Source organism: Paenibacillus sp. FSL R7-0048 (assembly GCF_038004505.1).
Lineage (GTDB): Bacteria > Bacillota > Bacilli > Paenibacillales > Paenibacillaceae > Paenibacillus_AQ > Paenibacillus_AQ odorifer.
On record NZ_JBBORF010000001.1, the window covers coordinates 5,401,430 to 5,422,800 of the forward strand.

General features: G+C 50.1%; 7 protein-coding genes. 2 read left to right on the forward strand and 5 right to left on the reverse strand.

The window, feature by feature from the left end:
• Positions 1-2: 2 nt before the first annotated feature.
• Together NSQ91_RS24030 and NSQ91_RS24035 are read right to left on the reverse strand one after the other, a co-directional pair.
• Complete coding sequence (locus tag NSQ91_RS24030; protein ID WP_076305323.1) at positions 3-935, reverse strand: ABC transporter permease; 933 nt, start codon at positions 933-935, stop codon at positions 3-5.
• A 179-nt stretch (positions 936-1,114) separates the two neighbouring features.
• Positions 1,115-3,115, reverse strand: coding sequence for a discoidin domain-containing protein (locus tag NSQ91_RS24035; protein WP_076305324.1), 2,001 nt, complete (start codon positions 3,113-3,115; stop codon positions 1,115-1,117).
• 230 nt (positions 3,116-3,345) lie between these two features.
• On the opposite strand from NSQ91_RS24035, the gene NSQ91_RS24040 reads away from it, so the two are divergent.
• Both NSQ91_RS24040 and NSQ91_RS24045 read left to right on the forward strand, forming a co-directional pair.
• Positions 3,346-5,664, forward strand: a complete 2,319-nt coding sequence (locus NSQ91_RS24040; RefSeq protein ID WP_076305325.1) for an AraC family transcriptional regulator — start codon at positions 3,346-3,348, stop codon at positions 5,662-5,664.
• A gap of 300 nt (positions 5,665-5,964) precedes the next feature.
• Positions 5,965-8,286, forward strand: a complete 2,322-nt coding sequence (locus tag NSQ91_RS24045; protein WP_076305326.1) for a response regulator transcription factor — start codon at positions 5,965-5,967, stop codon at positions 8,284-8,286.
• Positions 8,287-8,532: 246 nt separating this feature from the next.
• Here the strand turns inward: NSQ91_RS24045 and NSQ91_RS24050 are convergent, their stop codons facing one another.
• The 3 genes from NSQ91_RS24050 to NSQ91_RS24060 form a co-directional block, all read right to left on the reverse strand.
• The gene (locus tag NSQ91_RS24050; RefSeq protein ID WP_340920207.1) at positions 8,533-13,482 is read right to left on the reverse strand and encodes a discoidin domain-containing protein; all 4,950 of its coding nucleotides are present in this window, start codon (positions 13,480-13,482) and stop codon (positions 8,533-8,535) included.
• Between the two features lie 176 nt (positions 13,483-13,658).
• Positions 13,659-20,162 carry a discoidin domain-containing protein gene (locus NSQ91_RS24055; RefSeq protein WP_076305328.1) on the reverse strand — a complete coding sequence of 2,168 codons (6,504 nt, stop codon included), beginning with the start codon at positions 20,160-20,162 and terminating at the stop codon, positions 13,659-13,661.
• A gap of 130 nt (positions 20,163-20,292) precedes the next feature.
• Positions 20,293-21,357 (reverse strand): glycoside hydrolase family 130 protein, encoded by a 1,065-nt coding sequence (locus NSQ91_RS24060; RefSeq protein WP_076305329.1) that lies wholly within the window; start codon positions 21,355-21,357, stop codon positions 20,293-20,295.
• Between the last annotated feature and the right edge of the window lie 14 nt (positions 21,358-21,371).

Sequence of the window (21,371 nt, forward strand, 5' to 3'; positions counted from 1 at the left end):
TTCTAGTAAAGCGCACCATCCTTGAAGAATTTTCGTGTAATCGTGTTGGTGCCAAAGACAAGTATGAATCCAACCACCGACTGGAACAGTCCGACGGCCATCGCTTCGGAAGGATCACCAATCTGTCGCAGGGAACGGAACACATAGGTATCAATAATGTCCGTAGTCTGGTATAGGGTTCCGTTATCGCCGACCAAGGCATATATCATCCCGAAGTCGCCGTACATGATCTTTCCGATGGAGAGTAGCGTCAATATGACAACCGTCGGCATCATCAGGGGAATTGTGATTCGCCTGCACATTTGCCAGCGGTTGGCTCCATCGATTTCGGCCGCTTCATACAAGGTATCGTCAATGCCTGTAATGGTGGCCAGGTAAATCACCGCACTCATCCCCGCTCCCTTCCAGACATGCATGAGGGTCAAAATCACTGGCCAGACTCCGGGTTTTGTGTACCAGTTGATGGAAGCTATCCCTAGCTTGTTTAACAGTTGGTTCACAATCCCCATGTCCATGGAAAAGAACGCATAAATCACGTAGCTAATGACGATCCAGGAGATAAAATTCGGAAACAACATAACAGACTGGCTAATCTTAACAAACAGCTTTTTCCGCAGCTCGTTCAATAGCAAGGAAATAGCAAGTGCTGTCAGTGTGCCAAAGAAAATGAACAGGATATTTAGGAAAATTGTATTAAAGGTTACCGTGAATGCCTTGTTGGAGCGAAAGAAAAATTCGAAATTTTGAAAGCCCACCCATTTGCTGTGAAAGATTCCTTCCGTGTAATTGAACCGTTGAAACGCGATCAGCATATAAGGATAGGTCATATACCCGAATATAAACGTGTAGATCATTGCCGGCAAAACCAGCAGATAGGATGTGCTGTTGGCGCGGATATCCGATAGAACCCCCATTCGCCGACGAAACTTTTTCATCAATTTCAAATCCTCCCGTTAACGTTATTGTGGTTTGATTGCTTGCTATGACGCTAACATTAGGCCAGATTCCGGCTGCTGGCTATTTCAAATACCGGACATTTCTTTAACTAATCGGTTATCAGACCTCCATATTAAACGAGTAGCTTCCACTATCCTGATAAACTCATCTGAAGGCACTACTCGATAACGATCGAAGAGGCCTTATCATTCCAACCGTAAGGACTTAACGTCGTCTGATCCGATGTAAGAGTCAGAGAATCCCCCTGAAAGTTATCGTTCCAATAGAGCTTCACTGACACCCCCCCGACAATTCTCAGTGAGGTAATGTCGTCATTGCGAATCCCCGCTTCGATGAGTTGGTCCAGTGAATACCGACCTTTAGGCAAACTTACAGCATATCCGCCATAGCTTCCGTGCTGGTAAAATACCGCTCCTTCCTTCAATCCGTATACTTCAAATTCATATATGCGGGCTGCAGTATCACCGCTTCTTGCTGCGGCGTCTGTAATATAGAGTCGGGCATATCTGCCAAATACGTTCACGTTATGTGTCGTCACATTTGCTTTATTGTCCGTGACATTTACCATACTGTTCCAGTTGGTGCCATCTTCACTCACCTGAATACGGAAAGCCGCGGTATTCAGTTCCGCCGCCTCTCCGCCGGCGGCGGAATGCTTGACGACAAATCGGGTGATGTTGTGACGGACCCCAAGATCCAACTGCAAATAATGTGGCTCCGCTCCTGTAGCAGCCCACTTGCTGTTCCCGGCTACCGTACCGTCAATTGCCTTCTCTGGCCCTTCGCCATATACAAATCCATCTGCGGTGGCGCTTACATTACGTGCCGTATTAACATAGTCGAACAGCTCAATCTCCGAGACCTGCAGGCCGGAGCCGCCGCCGCTCGTAAACTCGAAGCGAATATATTCATAGCCCGCGGTATTGGAGAAAGCATATTCCCTAGTTTGATAGCGCAGCTCAAAGTTCTGATTTGACTGTCCATCGAGAACAGTCCAGTTCACACCATCATTCGAGCCTTTAACCGTCCAGTTCTTCGGATCGCGGAGCTGCGGGTTATCGTTACCGGAGGTCAACCGGTAGCGGTTGATGGCAAAGCGGCTGCCGTTTGCGAACCGAAATTGTACCCAGGCCGAGCCATGGGGGGTGTAATATTTAGTCCGCTTATCATTGTCGAATGCCTTCGCCGCTTCCTCTCCGGCGGGACTGTCACTATATTGCGATGTTGCTGTCCCAAAGCTTGTTCGATCAGGGGAAGGGTCTCCGGTAAGTGGAATATTTACGGTCAATTGAACGGGATAGTGATCGGAAGGATACAATCCGTTTTCGTTATAACGATTGATCTCAATTGACTGGAGACGTGTGGAATTCCGTTGAAAGATCCAATCGATATGGCCTGTATCCACCGAGCCGTCAAAATTGCTATAGGTTCCGTCATTGGTGTAACTATGCCCCAAATCGGCCCAGGTATCGTTCAGATCTGAATTCTGAAGTTGCTGGAACGATGGGCTGGTCTCTTCCATATTGAGATCTCCGCCCAGGAAAACTGGAATTGTAGGCGATGTCACGTATTTGGCGATCCGGTTAAGCAACAGCCCTACCCCCTGAGCTCGTGCTTCATCGGTCAGTCCTAGATGGGTATTGAAATAATAAAATTGTGCCCGGCTATCGTCCAGAGACTGAAATTTGGCCCATGTGCAGATCCGCGGATAGCTGGTTTCGTGAGTACTCTTGCTGCCCGGCACATCCGGAGTGTCGCTGAGCCAGAACTGTCCCCACTCCGCAGCCTGGTATTTATCCGACCGGTAAAGAATGTTGTTGTACTCGTCTGTCGTATTTCCGTAGCGTGACACGCCTACCGAAGCATAAGAGGCGCTTAGTCCATTAAGCAAATCGTGAATTTGATTCTCATAGCCCTCCTGCATCCCAATAACGTCAGGGCCATACGATTCAATTGCATTTACTACCCGCTGCTTGCGGTTCACCCAAGCGATATCTCCCGTCCCCGAGCGGTTGCGGATATTGAAGGTCATCAGCTTCACTTGCTGCGAATCCTCCTCAGCAGCCGCCTTAGCTTTAGGCAGCTCCCCGGTTGTGACTCCAGTAAACGTCATCATACCCACCAATAGCAACATAGTCCATTTTTTTGACATCCTCATGTCCTCACTCTCCTTCTCGATACTGCCTCTTCTCATAGTGGCAGCATTCTTCCATCTTAGGTAGAACCTCCTCTTGCTGTCCATTTCGAAAACAGGAACTTACTTTCACAATCCTGCCTGCATATTTCAAATATACTGAATGACTTTCATTTATAAGTAAGATAGTACCTTTTTCGTAGGTTTTGCCCTATAGTTAAGAGACGATTTCAGCAGCATTGGAGGAAGCTTACATGCGAGGTACCCTAGGCCGGCTTATCCGGTACAAAACATTTCAGAAGCTTACAATTTCATATTTCTTGCTCGTTCTTATTACTGTCAGTCTACTGTCGAGCGTTCTTTTTTCGCTTTTTTCGGGCAGTGCAGTTAATGAGATTGACCGAAATTCCAAATTAATGCTCTCCCAAATCAGCTACGCCTCTGATGTTGTATATAATCAGGTCATGACTATTGGCAACTCCCTAATCAATGACCCTGTAATGATCTCTTTCCTGAACGGTAGAGAGGAGGACAAGACAAAGAACTACCATGTCTTCCAGCAGATGTTTAAGATCAAAAGCGCGTATCCGTTCATCCATAGCATAGGGGTCTACCGACCATCCACAGACAGTAATGTAGATACCTCCGGACTTCCGTTTGACAAATCCCTGTATGCGATCAGCGCACAAAAATATATGGAGTTCTATCCTCGTAAGCTATCTGTCCAAGGGTTCAACAATAATAGTCCACTACAATTTCTTACTTTCCTGCTATATCCCGACTATTCGCTGTATTCCTCGGACAATTCGTTCATTTACATCAATGTGGAGGAACAGTCCATTCTGACGACGATCCGCAACATTAGTAAAGCCAACTCCGCGAACAATGTGTTCGTGATGAACAGTGAAGGGCGCGTGCTATCACATACTGATTCAGGCCTTTTCATGGAGGATCTGTCCGCCAATAACTACGTTCAGCGGATTCTCCATGAGGGTAAGCCGGAACATAGCTTCACAGCGAGCATTACCAAAGAGAAGTATCTGATCACCTATGTTAAGTCATCTGAAATGAATTGGTACTTTGTAAACGTTTCCCCATATGAAAATCTGATTTCCAACATCCGCCAGCTTCGGACCGTGACTCTGTTCGTGACTTTAGCGCTTGTTCTTGCCGGGCTGCTAATTTCCATATTTTTGACCAAGAATATGTACAAGCCGATGTCGTCACTCTTTGATACCATAAAGCCAAAATCCCTGTCCAGCCCGAATTCTCTACTCATTGATGAATATCAAGTTCTAGCAGAAGTCTTCACAACGTTGGAAGAAAAAGGCGAATCGATGCAGTTCGTCATCAGCCGCTCCTCAAAGACAATTCGTGAACATTATCTGCAGGCACTCCTCAAAGGGAATACACGCGATATTGCCGTCCCGGAAGAGATCATCCAGGATATCGACCGAAAGATGACTGGACCTTACTTTTGCGTAATTGTATTCAAGATTGATGAGTTCGAAGCGGTAAAAAAGCGAGTAAGTGTTGAACAGCAGCCTCTACTCCGCTTCGCTCTGGGCAATATTGCCAAGGAATCACTGGAGCAATTCGGGGCATGCGACATCTTGATTACCGAGGAAAACGAGGCGGTGGCGGTCATTCAGTACGAAACCAATGATCTTCCTTTCGAATTAAAAAAAGCCCTGCGCAGCGTTCAGAGCTTCCTCAGCCGCTATTTCAAGCTGACGGTCTCCATCGGGGTTGGGGATATTGTGTATGGCAGAAAAAATATGCAATATTCCTTCACTTCGGCCCAGCAGTACGTAAAATACAAATTGATCTACGGAAACGAGTCCATTCTAGATGCTTCCGCAACACGTTCGCATCTTATGACAACCTTGAGTTATCCGACCGTTACAGAAAAGAAACTGATAGAAGCCATACAATCCGGGAAGGCCGATGTCATTCAGGAAAGTATTGATAATTTCATCCAATTGGTCTCTACGGGCTCATGCAATCAGTTGATTACTTATTGTATCCAGCTACTGCTCTCGCTGCTGAAGCACTTTGAATATTTGCAGTTTTTACCTGAAACCAATTTCAATGAATATCTGGATGCTATAACAGATATTGAAAAGGCGGAGAGCTTGGAGCAGATCGCTCATATCTTCGGAAGCTACTGTGCCAACATAAGTGTTTTAATAGAAGAGAAAAATCAATGGCTAAATGCACAAAAACACAACAGCGTAATCGAGAATGTGCAAAACTACATTCGGGACCATTATACCGAACCAAATCTGTCCCTGGAGTCCGTCTCTAACTTCGCCAGTCTGTCCCCTAGCTATCTGGGCAAGCTTTTCAAAGGCTCGACAGGGCAGTCATTCAACGAATATCTCAACCATACCCGGCTGGAGAAAGCGCGGGAGCTTCTGCTCACCACCAATGAAACGGCCGCTAAAATCAGCGAGTCGGTGGGAATGTACAATATTACTTATTTTTCTACCCTGTTCAAGAAAAAATACGGGCTTTCTCCCTCCGCCTGCAGGGAGCAGGCGACTATTAAGCGGTTGGATTTGCGGCAATAAAGGCAAAGGGAGCGCCAGTTAAGGCGCTCCCTTTGCCGCACGGTTGGATTTACGGTATCCCCTGCGAACATTTGCAGAAAATCGATTCAATTTACCCACCCGACAAGATCCATACCCTTATTTTATCACCCAGGAAATAATAATATCTTATCTGCATCCTTTTTCTGAATGCTCTGCATAATTTTATGCGTTTCTCAAAAGCATCACAGTTTCAAAAACCATCGATTAACTTCATTAGCAGCATCGGTGTGATACAATAATAACGCAACGTGATCCATAATAGAAAGACGGGGGCAGAGCATGCATAAATTCAAACGATCCCGGTTACTTTTTAAACAACGTCCTACTTTTATAAAAATCATAATTTATTTCGTCAGTGCCAATGTATTGGTACTGGCTATTTCCTTTATTGCGCTCTATTCCCTTTCTTCCAAAACGCTGCTTGAGGAAATTGGCGACCACTCAAAATCCTTGCTGATCAACGGCGCCAAAAATACTGCCCAGCTTATGGAATGGTCCATCAATTATGCATACTCCTCCAGTTCTGACGTGCAAATCGAATCGTATGCGCTCTCAGAGGAACATAGTGATCTAGATACCTATGCGGTTTGGAGCCGGCTCATGAATGTTAAGAACGGAAATCCTTCCCTTGACTCCGTCTATCTTATTAATGATTATACGCAGCAAATTCTTGACTCCAGGCTAGGCTTAACCGATTTCAACAGCTTTTATGATCAAGAAGTGCTGCAGCGGTTGCGAAACCGCAAGCTAACCGACGGAGCCTTTTTGATCCCTCGCTCCATACCGCTGCCTTTAGAGTCCGGCAAATTAAAAAAGGTCATTACGGCAATTATTCCTTATGAGACTGGAAAATCCATTTCTGCTTTTGTACTGAATGTCGACACCGACAGCATCATGACTCTGCTTCAGAATAATAGCAATTATCTGGAGACCAGCATCCTTGTGCTCAATGAAAAGAGCGAGCTTATTTTTAGTACCGTAAAGCTGGATCAGGAAAAGATCCGTGAGTTCAGCGAGGCCGGCGGGAGGAGCCCGAACGGTTGGCAGATTTTTAAGCCGCAGGGCCAGAAAGACCTGATGCTAATCTATGCTAATACGTCAATCAACGGTATCCAGAACTGGAAAATTATTGAGACAATCCCCAAATCCATTATTTTAAGCAAAATAACTTTTCTCCGGAATCTGACACTGCTGTTGTTTGCCGGCTTATTTGCCGTATCGTTATGGGTGATTATTCTGTTATCTAGGCGGGTATACTCACCCATTCAGGAGCTCGTGCACAATGTCATGGAGCAGCATCAAGCGCAGCAGCTGGACGGCCAACAGGAGGCTAACGAGCTTGTGTATCTTTCACGGGTTTTTTTCTCGCAGAATGAAAGAATCCTTGAGCTGGCCGAACATGGACGGCATAATAAGGTGCTGGCACGGGAACGGTTTATACGGGAATTATTGGGGGAACCTTCGCAATCCATTTCGGAGATCCGAAACATCTGCAGGGACCTCGGTATTAAAATTCCTGAGGATAATATATCTATTTCCATCTTCCGTATTGATCATTTCGCTGATTTTAGCCTGCGTTATTCGGATAAAGACCAACGACTCCTCCGCTTCGCCATGGCCAATATCATTCAAGAAGCTCTGCAGACCGATGAAGTTTATGGAATTCAGACCGTGGATATGGGCAAGGACCATGTTGCTGTACTTCTCCCTGTGGGCAAGGGGCAGTCTGCAGCTATTTTTAGCGAGAAGCTCCGCCAGGCACAGAAACTCGTAGAGCAGTTTCTATCCATTGGAACCACGGTCGCCTGCGGAAAATATTTGGAAGGTTTACCAGAACTGCATGAAGGTTATATGGAAAGCTATGAAATGACCCAGGAACGATTCCGAAAGGGCCATGGATCATTCATAATTGAGGAAAATTCCGATACAGAGGGTGCAGAGCTTTATCAAATGCCGCTTGATCTTGAGCGCCAGATGGAGCAGGCGATCAATAAAACTGATACCCTCTCCTTCATGGAAAGTCTGCGTACCGCAGTCTCGTCTCTCCGGGAAAGACCTTATTTTGAATGTAAAATGTCATTGATTACTTTATTTATGGATATCCGCCGATCGATGCAGGAGGTGTCTCACCGGTCTTTGCTACCAAGCTCATGGAGTATGACAACACTTGAGAATCAGATCATCAAGCTAGAAACCCTGGAAGCTGTTACATATTGGATGTCAGAGATAGCCGCTCAATTTTTAGATGAACTTGCCAAAGCACGCAGCTTCTCCAAGAACGCCGGTCTGGTTGAGCAGGTAGACAGTATCATTGAGAGACATCTGACAAATGCCAATCTGTCAGTCAAGATGTTATCGGATGAGCTTGGCCTCTCTGTGAACTATATTAGAAATCTGTACAAGAATGAGACTAATCGCTCCATCACTGAGACGATATCCGAGAAGCGTCTGAGTATGATTAGCGAGGAACTAGTAAGAAGCGATGAAGCCATTGAGCCAATTGTGCTGAAATATGGTTTTTCCTCTTTGAATACCTTTTATATTGCTTTCAAAAGAAGATACGGCGTCACTCCGGCTGTGTATCGTAAATCTAACAAGTAAATTCCGAGAACAGCAATCGCTATGCGAAGCTTCAGAGATTCGAGCGTTTGCTGCTGGACAGTAACAATTTCAAGCTGCCCTATCGACCATAAAAGGTCTTTATGTCAGCTTTTTTATACTTCCAAAAAACACGATAAAGAGGCAGATCAAGAATAAACCTCTTGACCTGCCTCTCGCTCTTACTCTTAAAATTTCCACTTAGCTGCCACCCTCGCATTCGAGTGGATCGTCATATCTTGAAATAAGTTACTCTTCAAGCTCCAGCATTCTAAGCAGCATAGTCACGGCCTCGGCCCGAGTCGTCGGCTCGGCTGAAGCAAAGTGGCCTGCGCCGCGGCCTTGGATGATACCCAGCATTTGGATGCCCTTGACTGCAGCCTTCGCCCATGACGGAATTTTCTCGTCATCCGTGAATCCTGTACCGGCTACCGGATCCATCGGCAACCCCAGCGCCTTCGCTATCATGACCGCCATCTCTGTTCGCGTGATCGCCGCGTCCGGACGGAAGCTTCCGTCCTCGTATCCGCTGATGATTCCAGCTCCATACGCTTGGTCCACTGCCTTAGTCGCCCAGGCACCAATCTTCTCCTGGTCCTTGAAAGCTGGGGCTATACCCACCGCTTCGGTCTTCAGCGCGTTCATTAGCATGAACGTAAATTCCGCCCGCGTCACCGTCTTGTCCGGCTGGAAACTTCCGTCAGGATAGCCCCCGACCAGCTTCTGCCCGGCCGCACTGCGGATGAGTTTCTCCGCCCAATGTCCGGCGATGTCCATGAAGGTCGGCAGCGGTTGTTTACTCTCGCTGCTTTCCTCATTCTTCACATCCACTGCCAGCACGGCGAACTTGGTGAAGTGATCCACCTCGGCGGTGATCCGGTTGCCTTCCACCTTTCCGCCCACTTCAACCCATAGCTTTGGGGCTTCGTCATAGTAGAAGATCGCTACCCGCTCGCCTGCCTTCACCGCTGTAGGATCGAACTTCAGCGTCAGCTTGACGTTATGTTTAAAGTTGCCACTCAGATTCTTCAGTATCTCGAACACCTCGCTAACCAATGTTCCCAGGTCGTTCTTCAGTTGTGCCGTATCGCTGACCTTCTCGATGGTGATGCACAACTCCTGCTCCGCTGTTCCTGCAGGCACCGCGATGATTACCTGGTCGCCGTGACTGACTTCGCCTGCTCTTCGAGTCGGGATCACGATGCTGCCCCCGGACGATTTAACAACCGAATTGTCAATGACCGGTGTGCTGTTGTCGACAGGATTCTGTGGGTGCGGCCCCATCGGTGTCGCGGTCGCAGCGGCCGAATAGACACTCTCCCCGCCTGTGTTTACCGCCTTCACCGCAAATACGTAGCGGGTTCCGTTCGTCAATTCCGTCACCGTGTAATTGGTTCCTGTTATACCCTCCTGCACCTTAACCCAATCGGTCAGAGTTTCCGGCGCAGATGTTCCTTCATAATTGAATACCGCGTAACTGTCCGCTCCGGTCGACGCATTCCATGTCAATGCGACCTGACCGTTGCCTGCCACTGTCTGCAGATTGCCTGGCGCGGCTGGCACACCTGGCAATGGCTTAGTCGGCGTCGCCACTGCAGCAACCGAGAAATCGCTCGTGCCCCCGTTGTTTACCGCCTTCACGGCGAACGCGTAGCTCTTGCCGTTCACAAGCTCTGTCACTCTGTAAGTTGTGGTTGTCACAGTTGCCTGGACCAACACCCAGTCCCCTGCACTTACTGGCGCTGCAAACCCTTCATACTTATACACTTCGTAGCTGTCTGCTCCCGTTGACGTGTCCCATGTCAATTCGACCTGACCGTTGCCTACCGCTGTCTGCAAATTGTCCGGTGCGACTGGCGCGCCGGGCAATGGCTTAGTCGGCGTCGCCACTGCAGCTACCGAGAAATCGCTCGTGCCCCCCTTGTTTACCGCCTTCACGGCGAACGCGTAGCTCTTGCCGTTCACAAGCTCTGTCACTCTGTAGGTTGTGGTTGTCACAGTTGCCTGGACCAAGACCCAGTCCCCTGCACTTACTGGCGCTGCAAACCCTTCATACTTATACACCTCGTAGCTGTCTGCTCCCGTTGACGTGTCCCATGTCAATTCGACCTGACCGTTGCCTGCCGTTGTCTGCAGATTGCCCGGTGCGACTGGCACGACGGCTACAGGCATCACTTCATTTGAAGGATCGGAGGATTGGGAATCTCCTGCTGCACTAGTTGCGATTACCGTAAACCTATAAGTCTTGCCATTCTCAAGTCCCGTCATAAGGATCGGACTTGAAGCTCCCGTCTTCGTTATTACAGCCTGATCCCCCTCCCATGCTGTTATCCTATAAGACAATATAGGATTAGTACCGCTGCTCATCGGTGCTGTGAAGCTAACCGTCGCTTCGCGGTCACCGGCTGCCGCACTTACACCCGTCGGTGACGTTGGGACCCATGAACGGTAGATATCGAATTCATAAAGGGAATATCCGTAATTCGTCCCTCTCTGCGTGCCATACATCCGTACATATTGGGCATTGACAGGGTCAAATGTGATCATATCGATCCCCCCGTCGCCCGCCTCTGTTGAATAGACTTCTGTCCAATCGGCAGCATTATCCGATACCTCAATTTTGTAGCTCTTGCTGTAGGCCGCCTCCCAGTTCAGCTTTACTCGGTTCACTTTATAACTTGAACCAAGATCCACATATATCCACTGCGGATCGGATGCTTCTGATCCCCATCTTGAAGCCGGATCGCCGTCTACCGCATAACCTGCTGCTACTTGTGCATTCGGGCTTGATGAAGCGGTTGTTTGTTTACCCTTTGCCAAGTTTTGCAATGCGACCGTAATATTGGAGGGAGTCGATGGCTGAGACTCTCCAACCGCATTAACGGCTGTAACCGTAAATGTATATTCACTGCCGATGTAAAGATCCGAGAGGGTAATCGGACTGGACATACCTTCCACAGTTTTTATAGCTGTTGCGCCCAGCCAGGCTGTCGCCTTGTATTTTTGGATTGCGCTGCCGCCGTTATTTACCGGTGGTACGAAACTTACGATCGCTGTACCATCTCCCCCAATTCCTTGCACGCCCACAGGCGCATCGGGGGCCGTCTCGGGTGCAGCGTATACTTTAAAATCATATAAGGAGTAGCCGTAAGTGGTACCTCTTTCCGTACCACACATTCTCACATATCTGGCATTTGTGGTAGTGAATGAAATGTCGTCGATTCCTCCATTGCCGCTCGTCGTCGAGTATACATCTGTCCAGATTGAAGCATCGTTGGACACTTGGATTTTGTAGCTTTTTCCATATGCTGCTTCCCAGCTTAACCGAACTTTGTTCACGTTGTGAATTTCTTGGAGGTCCACATACATCCATTGTGGATCAGTATTGGTGGATGCCCAACGGGTATTGGGATCGCCATCTACGGCGAGATCTGCTGCTTGTGACTTGTCCACACTTGATACTTTGACCGTTTTTCCTTGTGCCAGATCTTGTGGTGCGTTGGCATATACCACCGGTACTCTATCAATGAGTGTCCGATTATCGGTGTAAGTAAGCTTGCTTCCGGACGGCGCAACAACGAGCACGACAGAGTTGCTCGCGGGAACATGGAAGGTTTGAGAACCTGACACATTTCTCGCTACATATTCACCCGAAATGACATCGAACAAGTCCGATGCAGAACTCAACGAGATTTGGACATTCTGATCCGTTTGATACGGATTATAATACAAGTATGTCGGAAGACTCTTTCCTGTCTGGTAGAAATCTAGCGCATTTAAATCAATCTGCAGAATTTTCTCCACATTTGTGTTTTTGAGGATAGCACCGAAGAATCCAGCCCAACTACTTCCGTATAAACCAAGATCGGAGCAGGTCTCACCGCAGCCCCAGCTGCTCCAGTACTTATGCGGATCACCGGTTGAGCGAGGCGATTGGCCGTCCTGTGTTTTGCGCAGTCCTTCGTAAGCGATTACCTTTTCAGGAGCATCCTGATATTTTGTCCCGTAATACTGCTTGTCTGCTGGCATCTGGTCCGCGTAGAAAAAGCGTGCGGCATTGCTGGAGTTCAGCAGCCACTTGCCTACGACATTCGCATAGCTTGAATCGTATTTCACCACAGGAGCAAAAAACGCAGTCGCGAACGTATTCAGCAAGAAGGCATAGCCGCCTCCGTCTGACCGGCTGCCCTGCAGCCCATAAGCATCATATCCATTCCAATTCTCCTGTATCGTTCCCCAGCCACCTCTTACGCTTGAGCCGGACAGAATCCATTTGAACAGGTGATTTAGATCGTAATTCGTTCCCTCCTCAGCGTTCATTCTGGCTGCAATATAAGGTGCGAACATGGCACCAACCTCATAGTAAGGATTGCTTCCAAGGTCATTGTAATAATTCATGCTCCATTTGGCACCGTTCAAATATTTGGCATCGCCTGTTCTTTTGTACTCCCAATATTGGATTAAGCCGCTGATCATCCCCGCTTCAGGAACCTTCCAACTTTTATTCACGGGAGTTTGCGTATCATGATTATAGGATTGATGCCAAAAGTTAACGTTCGGTCCGCCCAAATTAACCGTCATTTTGTACAACGCATCCGCGATGCCGGTCCTAAGCTCATTCGCATGCGGATCGTCCGGATATAAATCAGCTATAATGTAATACAGCATGTTCGGGGCAAGATCATACCACCAGTCGGTCTGATTCCGCTCATGCGTGGGGTTCGGCCAATTGAAGAACAGTTTCCTGTCATTGAAATCATGCTTAAACGTCCGGATCAGATCAACATAATTCATGCCGTTCTGGTTAGTTTTATCTACGCCGGACAGTGAGGCCCCCGCTATGCTAGCCAGCATATTCACGGCCTCCTGTTCCCCATCCTGGCTTAATCTGATATCTCCCAGGTAAGAAGGCATCTTGAATGTTTTGTAGGGGAGGTTGTAGTGAGTCTCGTCCCACTGAATCGTCGGTAATGGGCTTGTCTTATTCCAATCGTACACAAAAGCATCATAATCCAATGCGCGCTGTTTCCAATCCATATAGCTGTACGGCGCAGGATTATTCGGGAACTTGGAAACATCGGGAATGGCTGCCTGTACGACCTTTCTCGCAGGTTCAGCTGCCCTTGCTTCAGGTGGTACCCCCCACATAGTGGATAACATACTGGCGATGATTACTAATACGGCTGACTTTTTCAACATAATTCTTAACCCCCTTAGCGGCGGAGCACTGACAGACGGCACCACTGTTGTTCTTAGTAACCTATATAGAGCAATTCTTTTTGCACATGCATCGATTTACGTTTTTACATATTAATAAACGGGCACAATGTATAAAACAAGAAATGTTGTTTATGCATGTGCCCGCCAACAAACGATTATTTCCCGTCTTTATGCTCCAGCATTCTAAGGAGCACAGTCACAGCCTCGGCGCGTGTCGCCGGCTCAGCCGGTGCGAACCGCCCTGCGCCGCGGCCCTCTAGGATGCCCAGCGCCTGGGTACCCTTGACCGCAGTCTTCGCCCATGCCAGGATCTTCACATCATCGGTGAAGTTGGTGGCGCCTGCCGAATCCAGCGGCAGATCCAATGCCTTCGCGATCATGACCGCCATCTCTGCCCGCGTGATTAACACATCCGGACGGAAGTTTCCATCCTCGTACCCGCTAATAATTCCCGCCGCTACCGCTTGAGCTACTGCCTCAGCTGCCCAGGCGCCAATCTTCTCCTGGTCCTTGAAGGCCGGGGCTGCACTTGCCATTTCGCTCTTCAACGCGTTCATCAGCATGACCGTGAATTCTGCACGCGTTACCGACTTGTTCGGCTGGAAGCTGCCGTCCGTATACCCCCCGGCCAGCTTCTGGCCGGCCGCTCTGCGGATGAGGTTCTCCGCCCAGTGTCCGGCAATGTCCGTGAAGGTTGGCAACAGCTGCGGTTGCACGCTGCCTTCATCTTTCTTCACGTCCACAGCCAGCACCGCGAACTTGGTAAAGTGATCCAACTCGGCGGTGATCCGGCTGCCTTCCACCTTACCGCCCACTTCGACCCACACCTTCCGGGCTTCGTCATAGTAGAAGATTGCGACCCGCTGGTCTGTCTTCACGGCGGACGGATCGAACTTCAGCGACAGCGTAACTGAATGTTTAAAGTTTCCGATGATGTTCTTCAGCACCTCAAACACATCGCTAATGAGTGTGCCTTGATCGTTCTTCAGTTGGGCAATGTCAGCCACCTTCCCAATGGTGATCCGCTGCTCCTGCTCCGCCGTTCCTGCCGGCACAGAAAGGACTACCTGATCGCCTAGACTGACTTCTCCCGCCCGTCCGGCCGGGAGAACAATCGTTCCGGTTACTGACTTGATGACGGAGTTGTCCGTGGCCGTAGGGAAGCTTGGACTCGGGTTGTTGTCCACCGAAGGCTGCAGTGCCACCGGTACCGCAATCACAGCCCCGGAGAGTTCACTTGCTCCTCCCAGATTGACCGCCTTTACCGTGAACGCATAGCTTGTGCCGTTTGTCAGACCAGCGACCGTATAAGCTGATTCGGTGATCCCTTCCTTCACCAATTCCCACGCTTCCGGAATCTCCGGAGCTGAAGCCCCTTCGTGTTTATACACCGCGTAGCTGACTGCTCCAGCCACACTGTTCCAGTTCAAGGTCACTTGCCCATTGCCTGCCGTGGCACTGAGTGGGTCCGGCGCTTCCGGTAGCTGCGGCTGGGGTGCCCCCGGCGTTGCCACTGCGGTTCCCGAGAAGTCGCTTACGCCTCCCGCATTGGCTGACTTCACCGCAAACACATAACTCAAACCGTTCGTCAGACCGGTTACCGTGTACGATGTGCCCCGCACAGCTTCAACCACCTGAATCCACTGAGCCGGATCTAGCGGTGCTTCGGTACCTTCGAAGCGGTACACTGCATAGGTCACGCTGCGCGGCATAGCGTTCCAGCTCAGAACCACTTGGCCGTCACCCGCTACTGCGGCCAGATGGTCCGGCGCGTCCGGCGCGTCCGGCAATACTGTTGTCGGCACGGCGACTGCCGCCTGCGAGAATTCGCTCTCGCCTGCCGCATTCACCGCCTTCACCGCGAAGGCATAGCTTGTGCCGTTCGTAAGAGCGGTCACAGTAAGCCAGGTGTCCGGGAGCTCGGACTTAACCAGCTTCCAGCTGCTCTGATCCCGGGGTTCAGCCGTACCTTCATAGCTGTACACCTCATAGCTGTCCGCTCCGGCCACGGCATCCCAGGTCAGATCGATCTGACCGTCGCCCGGCACCGCAGTCAGATTGTCCGGCACCGCCGGCACTGACGCCATCGGAGTGACTTCATTCGACGGCACAGACATAGGCGAGCTGCCTTTAGCGTTGATTGCCGAGACCGTGAACGTATAGACCTTCCCGTTGCTCAGACCGGTCACGAAAATGGGGCTCGCCGTTCCCTCTGCCGTCTGGACAGACTCGGCGTTCAGCCAGGCGGTTACCTTGTACTTCAGTATCCCGGAGCCGCCATTGTCAGCCGGTGCCAGGAAGCTCACTTCTGCCGATCCGTCGCGACCGGCGGCCTGTACTCCGTCTGGCGTTCCCGGAATCGTGGCGGGAGCCGTATATACTTCGAACTCCCACAGTGAAGCTCCCCATTCCGTCTTTTTGCTCGTCACATACAAACGCACAAATTTCGCGTTTTGGGCATCAAAGGAAATATCCTCTATGCTTCCTTTGCCGGTTGTGGTTGAATAAACCTCTTTCCATTCGGAGGTATCATTCGATACTTGAATTCGATAGCCGTCGGCATAGGCGGCTTCCCAGTTCAGAACGACTCTGTCGATCTTATAGACGCTCCCGAGATCGACAACAATCCAAGGGTTCGCCTCGTTTCCACTCGAAGCCCAGCGCGTGCCTGTGTTGCCGTCGACTGCTCCTTCCTTGGCGTATGAATCGAACGAGGATACCGTTACAGCTTTTCCCATGGCCGCATTCATTGTATCCTGACCTGTGATGATAACGGTTGCTTCTCCGGTTATGCCCGAGCCGTCAGCCGCCGTCGCCAGGACCTTGACGCTGCCATTGTCTTTAGGCGTCAGCATCCCGCGCGCATCGATTGCAGCAAGAGTCGTCGGGTTCCCGACCACATCTGTAACTTTCCAGCTTACACGCGAATCAGTTGCATCGGCAGGACTGACCGAGGCCGTCATCTGCAGCGGGGCATTCTTTTTAACAATTGCATTTACGCCATCCTTGCCGGAGACGACAATGCCGGTAACCGGCGTTGCCGCAATCGATTCCGGGTCCGGATATACTTTAAATTCATATAAAGAATAGCTGTTGAACGGTCCGTTTGCCGTTGTCAGCATCCGCACGTATCTGGCGGCTGTTGACGGGAATAACAGTACCTCCAGTCCGCCTCCACCGGTCGAAGTTGTATAGGCGTCGCTCCAGTTCGAGGCATCGCCTGATACTTGGATGCGATAGCCTTTGGCATAAGCGGCTTCCCATGACAATACGACTTTGTTGATATTGTATGTCCTGCCCAGATCGACGGAAATCCATTGCTCGCCCCCCGTGCCTGCTGCCCAGCGAGTCGTCGGATTCTCATCCACAGCGCTTGCGGCAGGCAAAGAGCCGGATTCCGAACGGGATGCCGTCGCGGTTTTGTTAAACGCCAGGCTTGTAACGTTCTGATTCGCAATAACCATATCCTTGAAGCCCTTCACGCCCGATGTAGCCGTGGCCACGACTCTGACAGTTCCGTCGCCAGTGGCAGTGAGCACGCCGTCTTTTGTGATTTGGGCAGCGCTTGTCGGTTTTCCGTCCACACCTGACACGCTCCAGTTGAGGCTTTCGTCTGTGTTGTCGGGCTTAATCACCGCCATCATTTGAACGGTGCCATACTTTTCCGTGATCTGATCTCTTTGATTGGCCGTGCTCACGACAACTTCCTGCACTTTGACAGGAAGTGGGACGGACAAGGTCCGGGTCAGGGCGTTCGATTGATCCGATTGCTTTGTAACACGCAGTACTAAATCAACTCGCTCCGCCACGGATGTGTGAATTATACCATCCACGCTGACCGCTGCCGGGTTGCCGGACGATTCAATTGCGATCTCGAATCCCTTCGGAACGGCGGGCAGCTGCAGCTTTTCCGCATTTTTTGCAGGTGTGACAATATACGGGATGCCGTCGGCGATGGATTTCGCGCTTTTATCCGCTGGGTCGATCAGTGCTGTAGGCTTGCCTTGGTCGTAACGCACGCCATTTTTCAGCCAAGTATAATCAATCATGAGAGTAGCTGTGAAAGAGGACGGCGTGACGCCTTGCGGATTAAAATTGCCGGACTCCATCGTTTCGCAGAACTCACCTGTCCGGATTGAATGTCTCATCATGCTGTCGATGAACTGGCGTGCTTCGGCTGTCAGTCCGCTGTCAAACAACCCCACAGCCGTATTCGCCACGTCTCCATATTTGGCGAAGCTCCAACCGAGCAATTCCTTATTCGGGTCCGATGTTTGCTTATAGTAAGCAACAAGCCGTTCTGTCAGATCCTGAGGCAGCTGGTTCACCAGCAGCTCGGCAATATAGTTGGGATCATCCGTCATTCGGTCCGCGTAGTAATGAACGCCCTTGTCTACAAAACTAAAATTGTATATTTTATCCGGTGCGAAAAACCAATCTCTGGCTTGATTTGTCAACTGCATTTGCAGCTTTTGCCACATAGCAACATCCTCGTTGAGCCCGAGTTCCTTCGCGATGTTGATGGCATAATCCGCGTCCTTTAGGAAGTGGGACACAAACGATATATCTTTTTCATCCGAATAATTGTGGCTTCCGTAAATCCATCTTGGATTATCCGCTGAAAATTTCAAATGACGTTTGATTGCGGGATACACTGCCTGAAGGCGATCTTTATCAGGGTCCATGCTGTAAACGACCCATGCCGTATGCGCTTTTTGGGTAGGCAGTCCTTCACCGCTCAGCGAGCCGTTCTGGTCGATCAGTGACATAAATCCTTCCAGTGCACTCCATGCGGTCGCCGGGTCCAGATAGGACACAAGCTGAATGTTGTAAAAGGACTCCCAGGCGGCACTTCTCGGACTTTTTTCGTGTCCGGAATTCCATCCGGAACCGCGTCCCAGCGTGACTTGTCTGTAATTAAAGTCTTTTTCCGGCGTCTCGGTCAGAATAGAATCCAGCAAATACGTCCAGGCTGCATAGTAGCTGCGTCTATGCTGTTCGGGCGTCACGCCTTGACTATCCACCTCCGTAATGCCCCAATTCTGCGGCTTCGGAGCGTGGCCCAAGGTACCGTCCCAATAGGCTTTCGTCTGGGCCAGACGCACGGCAACCGGTTGATCGAAGAGTTGCTTCGCCCTTTCTATGGCTTTTTGGCTGCCTTCCGCAGCTGTCGAGAAACCATATCCGTATGCAACGCTGCTTGTTCCAGCGCCGAACAGAATGCTGATGCTCCAGCTGCTTCCGTCAACAGAAGGCTTTTGCGACAAGGCGTAGATTTGTCCACTGCCGTCTATGCCCGCTAGGTTAATGGCATAGCTGTAGCCGGTGCTTTCGATCAATATCACTTTTTTGTCATCCAGCCAAGTGACTGACCCGTTGCCGACGCCGCTCAGCGTCATTGTTTTTCCGTCAGGACCGTCCAGATTGAACACGCGGATGATCGAATCCTTATCGGCGAAAAATTCATATCCGCTGATCTTGGCATTCAGATTGGAGTACAGGGCATCAAATGTCAGCTTGTACGGGTACCAGCTGGTGCTTACGCTGCTCGCTTCTTGCTGGACTCCGTTGTTCACACTCATGCGGACGACGGATTGCTGTTCGCGTTGTACCGGAGCGGTACCCAGCCCGCCCACCATATATTCCAGCGATAAATCCAGATTGCTCTTCAGCTTGCTTTGCTTGGGATTGAGCGACAGCCGGCTTAACGGATAGCTCAACCAGCGCCATTGATTCGCATCGCTATTCTTAATCGAATCACTGTCAAAGTCCGAATCTCCCCATAGTCTGACATTACCGACATACTCGGGAAGCTCACGAAGGATATCCTTTTGACCGCTGAGGGTCACCGCAGCTTCACCGGAGATCCCGGAGGCATCCTTCGCCGAGGCGATGACCCTGACCTGTCCGTTTCCTCTCGATGTCAGCATGCCAGCTTCGCTAATCTCGGCAAGATCGGTCGGCTTTCCGTCCGTTGCCTTAACCGACCAGTTTACGTTTGTCGTGGTAGCGTTTTCAGGTTTCACTTCGGCTATCATTTGAAGCTTGCCGCCATTGCTTTTAATCTCCAGGGTTTGACTTTCACCCTTCACATGGATCGACGAGACAGGCACATAATCCGAACCGGATATTGCGATTGAGCTGAATTGTACGCCCTTGCCGCTCCCATTTGCAGCGATAACGTACAGACGGATTTTAAATGTTTTTTTGCCGCTCCATCCGGTGAGTGCTTTGAGATTATAGGTTTGTTTACCAGTCTTGGTTGTATCATTTTCCAGCAATTTGTCTGATTGGTCTGCATCTGTGTCATTCACTTTGAGCGCCCACTTCGCCCCCGCGTCAAGTTGAGCGACGTCGACTGTAAGAGTAGGGTATTCCTCCAGGTCATAGGTGACCTTTTTATCTACGGAGCCGTACCCTCTTTCGGTGCCGATTTTTACGTAACCTGTGTTCACGGTGCCGATATTGCTTGCTGCAATGCTTGCCCTGTTGGTTGTCCAGTCGCTTACATCCGTAAAATCCTCGATTGTCTGACTGAGCGCTGCTGCATCAGCTTTGCCGCCGTTCTTATAACCGGGTAATACACTGCTGCCAAGCAACGAAACGATCAGAGTCATAACCAGCAGCTTTGGGATATTGAAGCTTTTCATTGTAAGCATTTAATACTTCCCATTCTTAAGCGTTTTCATTTTTTCAGTATTGTTGCGGGCTGACACACAAATTGGTTAATCCGGTATCCCCCGGCAATACCTTCGGGATACCGGATCGCTTATTTCCTGCGGGCTGGTACTAGATCAACGGCTCTTCGTAAGACAGGGTATCAAAAATATCCTGGAGCGGAATATCGGCAACAGCCATCACTTCATCCGCTGCCCCGTAATACATGCGGACGGTTTCGCCCAGCAGCAGGGCGCCGCAGGAGAAGATCACTCCCCCGAAGAACCCGTTCAGCTCGTAATCGTCCTCCGGCTGCATAATCGGACGCACCGAGCGTGCAAGCACCTTACCTGGATCCTCCAGATCAAGTAGAACCGCTCCCATGCAGTAACGGTGCTTCGTGTCCGCCCCGTGATACAGGGCCAGCCAGCCGCGCTCTGTCCGAAACGGAACGGCACCTCCACCCATTCTCCCTCCGTCCCACTCTCCGGGGCGCAACCCCATCAGAAAACGGTGATTGCCCCAGTGGAACAGATCCTTGGATTCGGCAATCCACATCTCCGGAGCTCCGAAAGAATGAGGAACTGGACGGTGAAGACTATAGTATTTCCCGCCGATCTGCTCTGGAAAGAGCATCACATCCTTGTTCTCCGGGGCGAGTATAACGCCATGACGTGTAAACACCTTGAAATCTTCCGTTTCAGCCAGCCCCACGCCGACTCCACGGATAGAGGCCGCGCTATACGTGATATAGAATTTGCTGCCGATAGCGGTAATGCGGGGATCTTCAATTCCCCAGGATTCTAGTGACCCCTGCGGAAACAGGGCAGGATGATCTTCAACCGTAAAATGGATACCGTCGTGGCTGCGCGCAACCCGAAGATGGGACATGGAGGTCAGCATCATCATCTTCCCGTTCTCGGCGACAAAACGCGAATCCGAGAAATCATACCGTTCATCGTCAAGCGCCAGCTGCTCTACCCTGACTTTCCCGTCCGTTTCGTTCAGTATCGGGATGAGCAGCTTGCCAGGCTCTGTTGACACCGGTGCCTCTGCTACCCTAAGCAGCAGAATGGTCTCATCACCATAGCGGGCAACTCCTGCGTTGAAAGCGCCTAGCACTTTGAAATCAGGACGCGAAGGCTTGACGTCACTTGTTGTAATAATCGGATTATATAAACTGCGTAATTCTATCACATGATCCCCTCTTT